At 63.2% G+C, this 6,173-nt stretch carries 7 protein-coding genes; 4 read left to right on the top strand and 3 right to left on the bottom strand.

All coding sequences use genetic code 11. From position 1 onward, the window contains the following. The first annotated feature begins 9 nt into the window (after nt 1-9). The 4 genes from BLW00_RS22360 (at nt 10) to BLW00_RS22375 (ending at nt 3,156) form a co-directional block, all read left to right on the top strand. Nucleotides 10-495 (top strand): ribose-5-phosphate isomerase, encoded by a 486-nt coding sequence (locus BLW00_RS22360; RefSeq protein ID WP_092558460.1) that lies wholly within the window; start codon nt 10-12, stop codon nt 493-495. A gap of 92 nt (nt 496-587) precedes the next feature. Next, nucleotides 588-1,988, top strand: coding sequence for a GntP family permease (locus BLW00_RS22365; protein ID WP_092558462.1), 1,401 nt, complete (start codon nt 588-590; stop codon nt 1,986-1,988). A gap of 252 nt (nt 1,989-2,240) precedes the next feature. Further along, a complete protein-coding gene (locus BLW00_RS22370) occupies nt 2,241-2,819 on the top strand; it encodes a recombinase family protein (RefSeq protein ID WP_092558464.1) in 579 nt (192 codons plus the stop codon). Between the two features lie 193 nt (nt 2,820-3,012). Then, nucleotides 3,013-3,156, top strand: coding sequence for a hypothetical protein (locus tag BLW00_RS22375; protein ID WP_175494565.1), 144 nt, complete (start codon nt 3,013-3,015; stop codon nt 3,154-3,156). A gap of 211 nt (nt 3,157-3,367) precedes the next feature. Here the strand turns inward: BLW00_RS22375 and BLW00_RS22380 are convergent, their stop codons facing one another. From BLW00_RS22380 to BLW00_RS22390, 3 genes are read right to left on the bottom strand one after another with little or no spacing between them, the layout of a single operon-like run. Continuing rightward, nucleotides 3,368-4,372: a hypothetical protein gene (locus BLW00_RS22380; protein WP_139256857.1), complete on the bottom strand. Its 1,005-nt coding sequence runs from the start codon at nt 4,370-4,372 to the stop codon at nt 3,368-3,370. 13 nt (nt 4,373-4,385) lie between these two features. After that, nucleotides 4,386-5,168 (bottom strand): sugar phosphate isomerase/epimerase family protein, encoded by a 783-nt coding sequence (locus BLW00_RS22385; RefSeq protein ID WP_217634480.1) that lies wholly within the window; start codon nt 5,166-5,168, stop codon nt 4,386-4,388. Between the two features lie 26 nt (nt 5,169-5,194). Continuing rightward, nucleotides 5,195-6,097, bottom strand: coding sequence for a carbohydrate ABC transporter permease (locus tag BLW00_RS22390; protein WP_092558470.1), 903 nt, complete (start codon nt 6,095-6,097; stop codon nt 5,195-5,197). Between the last annotated feature and the right edge of the window lie 76 nt (nt 6,098-6,173).

A 6,173-nucleotide genomic window follows, 5' to 3' on the forward strand; every position in this document is an offset into this window, starting at 1 on the left:
GAGAGACCAATGAACGAATCGAAGACACCCCTCCGCATCGTCGTCGGAAGCGACGACGCCGGCTACGAATACAAAGAAGCCCTGAAAGAACTCCTCGCGGCAGACCCTCGAGTCGCGACCGTCACCGACGTCGGCGTACCCGCTGACGGCCACGAGGCATACCCCCACGTCGCAGTCGACGCCGCCCGGACCGTAGCAGAAGGCACGGCCGACCGGGCTCTACTCATCTGCGGCACCGGGCTCGGTGTCGCAATCTCAGCCAATAAAGTCCCTGGCATCCGCGCCGTCACCGCCCACGACTCCTACTCCGTCGAACGAAGCGTGCTGTCCAACAACGCCCAAGTCCTCACCATGGGCCAGCGCGTCATCGGATTGGAACTGGCCAAGAAACTCGTCAGCGAATGGCTCGACCTCCGATTCGATCCCACCTCAGCATCCGCCGAAAAGATCGACGCCATCCACAGCTACGAAACCGACACCCCCAACCCGAGCTAGCCCTCTAAACACCGTCAGATCGGATCAACGAAGATGCCCCTGAACCACCCCACCAGCACACCGCTCATTCTGAAGCTTGGGGAGGCGTGACTATGCTGCTCTCTCTGACCCCACTTTCCGTTCTTGCCGTCGACGAGGCACCTGCACCCGAACCCGCGTGGCTCATCACCGTCCTTCTCGTCGGTATTGCCTGGGTCGTAGTCGCCGTTACCGTCCTGAAACTCCACCCCATCCTGTCCCTCCTCACCGGCGGACTCATCGTGGGGCTACTCGCTGGCCTCGGCATCACCGACACGGTCACGAGCCTCACCGCGGGAGTCGCCAAGAACCTCGGTGGAACGGGGTTGCTCATCGTCCTTGGCGCCATGTTCGGCGCGATCCTCTCCGAATCAGGTGCGGCCTCTCAAATCGTCACCCGGCTCACCTCGCGAGTCGGCAAACGCGGACTGCCCTGGGTGATGCTCGCCGCATCCGTCATCGTCGGGCTTCCGATGTTCTTCGAAGTCGGATTCGTGACCCTCATTCCCATCGCCATCGTTCTCGCGAAAAAAGCAAACATTCAGTTCAAATGGATTGTGTTCCCCCTCCTCGCGGGCCTCGACGCTGCCCAATGTCTCCTCCCACCCCACCCCGGTCCGATCGCTGCAGCAGACTCTCTCGGAGCAGACATCGGGCTCACCCTCCTCATCGGTCTCGGCGTCGCGATCCCCGCGATTATCATCACTGGCCCCGTACTTGGCCGCATTATGGCACCCCGCGTCGAGGTCACTCCCCCCAAAGCCATCGCGGACCTGTACACAAACTCCGACTACACCGCGCCACGCCCACCCGGAACCATCCGGTCATTCATCGCGATCCTCACCCCCGTCGTCCTCATCCTCGGCAAAGCAATCATCGACATCGCCTGGCCTAACGGATCCGGCATCTTCTTCAACATCGTCGAATTCGTTGGAACCCCAGTCATTGCGCTGCTCCTGGCAGTCATCTGCGCCATGGTCGTTCTCGGCACCCTCTCCGGCTCACCCCGCCAGATACTCAACCGTTGGGTCGGGGGATCCCTCGGCCCCATCGCCGGAGTCGTCTTTATCGTGGGAGCAGCCGGCGGATTCTCCACCGTCATCGTCGACTCCGGATCAGCACAATCCGTCCTCGACATTGCATCAGGCGCCGGAGTCCCCATCCTCCTCCTCGCATTCGGAATGGCCGCACTCCTCGTCGCGGCCCTTGGCTCATCGACAGTCGCAGGACTCACCGCCGCGTCCCTCGTCGCCCCCAGCGCCGTCGGACTAGACCCCATTCACCTCGTCCTCCTCACCCTCGCCGCCGGCGCCGGCTCATCATTCCTGGTGCACGTCAACAGCGGCGGATTCTGGCTCAGCAAGGAATACTTTGGACTCACCGTCGGTCAGAACCTCAGAGTTTGGACCCTGACACACACCGTGCTGTCAGTCGTAGCCATCCTCGTCATCGGCGCGCTCTGGGTCATCCTCTAACCTTGCGACTGATCTCCGCCCTGCGATCAGCGGGGCGGAGATCGTTGCGTTACACAATTTCCCTAACTACCAACTCCTGGCGCAAGGATCGGGTGTCTCGGAAAACTAAAGAATTCTGAGACACCCGGGGTGGACCCGGCCAACTACTCCCCTTCCGCGGAATCTCGGCACCGCTCAGTGTCTCACAAAGTCATCTCATGTGCCTGCGTGTCTTAGGGCTGATCAAGAGGCTTTACGAGACATGATTGCGGTATGAGGCTTCTTGGCTACACACGTGTGAGCACCGCCGGCCAGGACCCGCAGCTCCAGATCGATTCACTCCTCTCTATAGGCGTACAGAAACGGGACATCTTCGCCGACGTCACTTCCGGCAGCAAGACCTCCACATCACGACCGGGGATGCAGCGCCTCCTCCAGTACGCCGAGGCCGGCGACACCGTCGTCGTCTGGCGCGTCGACCGACTCGGTCGGTCCCTGATCGATGTGCTCAATACCGTGAACGGGCTCCGCGACGCGGGCATCAACGTGCGATCCATCTCGGACGGCATCGATCCAGCGACGTCGACGGGCCGGCTGTTGCTCAACATGCTCGCCACTTTGGCCGAGTACGAGCGAGAGCTCATCGTCGAACGCGTCAACGCCGGCATCGCCGTTGCTCGAGAAGCCGGCACCCAATTCGGACGCCCGAAGTCCGACCCCGGTGTCGTCGGCGAAAAGCTCGCGATCGTCGCCCAGGCTCGATCCGCGGGCAAGACCGCGGCCGAGGCAGCGGAACTAGTCGGTTGGAGCCGGGCTACTCTCTACCGCCATCAGAGCGCCCAATCACGCTGACCGCGGCGTCCCGTGTCTCACAAGACTGCTCGAGCACGTGAACCATCGCGGCAGCTTTGAAGACATAGCTGCGAGACGCCGCCGTCGCGCGCTGGAGCCTTCCAGACGCTGCCCGCCAAAACATTCACGAGACGCTTCGCATCCCTACCGTTCTGAGACGTCGCCCCCTCGGTCGTGGGCTGATCGTCGTCTCATGGACCGACACCGTGCGGCGCTCAATGACGCCTGGACGGCCACGTTCCCCGACCCGGACAGCATGCCCGCCCGCCAGGTGGTGGCGGCCCCTCCCGACGGTGGTGCACTCGTGCACGCCGACCTCCTCAGCTGGCTCGGCTGATTCCAGACAGATCGCCGGGCGATTCGTAGTCGAACGCGAGCAGGGGCCCTTCGACGGAAGCGCGAGCTACCTGCTCTCGGCTCGGGCGGCGGGTAGGGCCACCGCCCGAGGCTGCTCGGCTTGTCGCGTGGGAGTCGGGGCACCCTCTCCTGCCCCCAGGCAGCACGGTCGCACTAATCGGTCGGGGCATCCGACATCTCGCAAGAAGGGCCTAGGAGGTCGGAACCGCAGGCCCGTCCGAGGTGAGTCCGAAATCCTCGGCGCGGACTACAGGCTGCGTCCAGAGCATCGACCCGTCACCGCTTCGTGCCTCGACTCGCACGTAGCTCTCATCGGGTCCGACGTGGAAGGTCGCCCGCTGTCCCTGCGCCCGGTGAAGTGTCCTTCCGCCGCTCCCCACAAAGGTGTAATCGGTGTGGAACTCGCGAGAATAGGGGAGATCGGCTTCGACGGTGAGCAGACCCGAGTCGTCCAGGTCGAAGTCGTAGAGGCGGAGCCCCCGGGATGCGGTGAGGCGGCCCCGATAGACGGCGCGACGGACATCGGCGAAGCCGGTCGACGCAGCGTGGATGTCCGTCCAGCCTTGATTGATCTCGTGACGGTCGTGAGAGTCGTCGGTCGCGAACCCCCAGAGGAGGCGTCCGCTGGTGAGGGCGTCGTCCCAGTAATCGGTGGCGAGTCCCGATCCGAATCCGATCCCGTTCCACTCCCGGTGCGGTAGGCAACCGTTGTAGACCTCCACTCCTACCGCACCCGTCAGAGCTTCCGACATCTCTCTCGTGAGAAGTCTCGGTATGGCGGGGTTCGCCTCACTGAGTTCGGGGTTCTGATTCGGATGGCAGATGACGGCGAATCCACCGTCATCGAGGCAACCATCGATGACGGACTGCGGAGTCCCCACGTGAAGGCGTCGGGTACCGATCAGAAGGATGCCGTCGTACTCGACGTACTCCTGGCCGTTGTAGGTCTGGATTCCGATCTCATCCCCCAGCTCGGCCGTGTCCAGCCAGGTCGCGTAGCTGGACTGCGCTGCGATCTGGTAGTCGGCAGACCGGTATTCGCGAAAGATCTCCGCAAGCGGTTCGGCGGATTCGACAGAACTGCCGCCTTCCTTGTCCGGGATGAGGTGGTGCAAGTGAAACTGCGCCTTCTGCCATGCCCCTGGTTCGTCATGGAGGCCGGCATACGGGTTGTAGAGGGGTTGGGGTTCGATCACGTTCGATTAGTCCTTATAGTTTGAGGTGGTCGCGGAGGTAGGCGCGGCTGATCGCGGCACTCTGCCGCGGAGCGCGCCCCAGGCTCGGTCCGTCGTTTCCGTTCTGCTCCACGGTGATCCAGCCGGTGTATCCCCGGTCCCGGAGCGTGCGCACGATTCGGGCGAAATCCGTCACACCTTCACCGAGAGGCGTATTGAGGTCGGTGTTCGCGTTCCAGTCCTTGAATTCGAGGTAGTCGATCGGTGGCAGGTTCGCTTCGATGTAGGCTGCCGCACGGTTCCCTACCACCGGATCGTCGAAATCCTTCGTCGCATGACCCACGTCGAGCATCGAGCCGACGAGGTCGGGCTCGCACAACGCTCTGAGGTCGTGCAGCTCAGAAGCGGTCTCCGCCACTCCTCCGGTGTGGTTGTGGTAGTAGACGGCGACCCCGGTCGACTCCGCCTCCGCTCCGCGCTCATTGAGGATTGCTGCCGCTTGATCGATCCTCAAGCCCGTGTCGAAGTCTGTGCAGGCGAGAAAGGGGGCCCCGAGAACCCCCATGAAGCCGATGACATCGCGGATCCAGGCCGCGTCGTCATCGAGGAGCGCGGTCACCCCGACCAGGCTGAGGCCACGATCCTGAAGCTTGGCGTGGAGCAGTTCGGATCGATCGATGTAGGGCGCCAGTTCCGTGGCGAAGCAGGAGAGGCCGTCATAGCCGAGATCCGCGATGTCATCCAGCATCTCGTCGAAGGCCCGTCCGGTCGGGCGGTCCCAGATGAGGCTCATCGCGGCGATCGCGATCGGTCTCAACGATGGCGAAGGTGGTGGTTCAGAAGTCATTTGACGCTTCCCTCGGCAAGTCCCGTCTGCCAGAAGCGCTGCAGCGACAGGAAGGCGACGATGACCGGCACCACCGCGACCAAGGCGCCGACGATGACGTAGAGCCTGAGCTCTGGTGCGTAGGCGATCTGCGTGTTCCAGCTGTAGAGGCCCATCGTCACCGGGAAGAGCGAGTCATCCTGCAGCATCACGAGGGGGAGGAAGAAGTTGTTCCAGATCTGACTGAACTGGAACAGGAAGATCGTCACCAGCGCCGGAGTCATCAGTCGGAGCGACACGGTGAAGAACATCCGGAACTCTCCGGCGCCGTCCAGACGCGCAGCTTCCAGGAGTTCATCCGGGACGCTGGATGCCGCGTAGATGCGTGCCAGGTAGACGCCCAACGGGCTGACCAGACTGGGCAGCAACACGGCCCAGATCGTGTTCGTGAGATTCACGCTGCTGAACATGAGGAAGAGCGGCAGCGCGAGCGCGGTGCCCGGGATGAGCACGCCGGCGAGGATCGTGTTGAACAGCGTCTCGCGTCCCCGGAAGCCGTACTTGGCTAGCGCGTACCCCATCATCGCGGCGATGAGGGTGGCCAGAAGTGCGCCTATCCCGGCGTACAGGAGGCTGTTGAGGAGCCACCGACCGAATACGGAGCCGCGGATCGTGAACAGATCACCGAGGTTCTTGAAGAGATCGAAGTCTCCGCCGAACCAGAGGCCGGGAGTCGTCGAGAGTGCCCCTCGCGATTTGGACGATGCGGTGATCAACCACCAAAGCGGCGTGAGGAAGTACAGGGCACAGAGCGCCATCATTCCGGTGATGACGATCGAGTCGACGCGCCGTCGGCGGGTACCTGCAGCGAGCCGGTCCCGCCGCGGTGCGGTTTCTCTGCGTGAATCGAGCCGGGTCATGAGAGCGATCGCAGACGTGTGAGGCGCAGGAAGCCGAAGGACAGCACGCAGGTGATGAGTGCGAGCACGACCGAGT

Origin of the sequence: Herbiconiux ginsengi, assembly GCF_900107435.1 — a bacterium.
Taxonomy (GTDB): Bacteria; Actinomycetota; Actinomycetes; order Actinomycetales; family Microbacteriaceae; genus Herbiconiux; species Herbiconiux ginsengi.

What these genes read in the sequence shown, in the direction of transcription:
- BLW00_RS22390 (WP_092558470.1), bottom strand. Translation starts at nt 6,097, where the DNA reads ATGACCCGGCTCGATTCACGCAGAGAAACCGCACCGCGGCGGGACCGG.
- BLW00_RS22370 (WP_092558464.1), top strand. Translation starts at nt 2,241, where the DNA reads ATGAGGCTTCTTGGCTACACACGTGTGAGCACCGCCGGCCAGGACCCG.
- BLW00_RS22375 (WP_175494565.1), top strand. Translation starts at nt 3,013, where the DNA reads ATGGACCGACACCGTGCGGCGCTCAATGACGCCTGGACGGCCACGTTC.
- BLW00_RS22365 (WP_092558462.1), top strand. Translation starts at nt 588, where the DNA reads ATGCTGCTCTCTCTGACCCCACTTTCCGTTCTTGCCGTCGACGAGGCA.
- BLW00_RS22360 (WP_092558460.1), top strand. Translation starts at nt 10, where the DNA reads ATGAACGAATCGAAGACACCCCTCCGCATCGTCGTCGGAAGCGACGAC.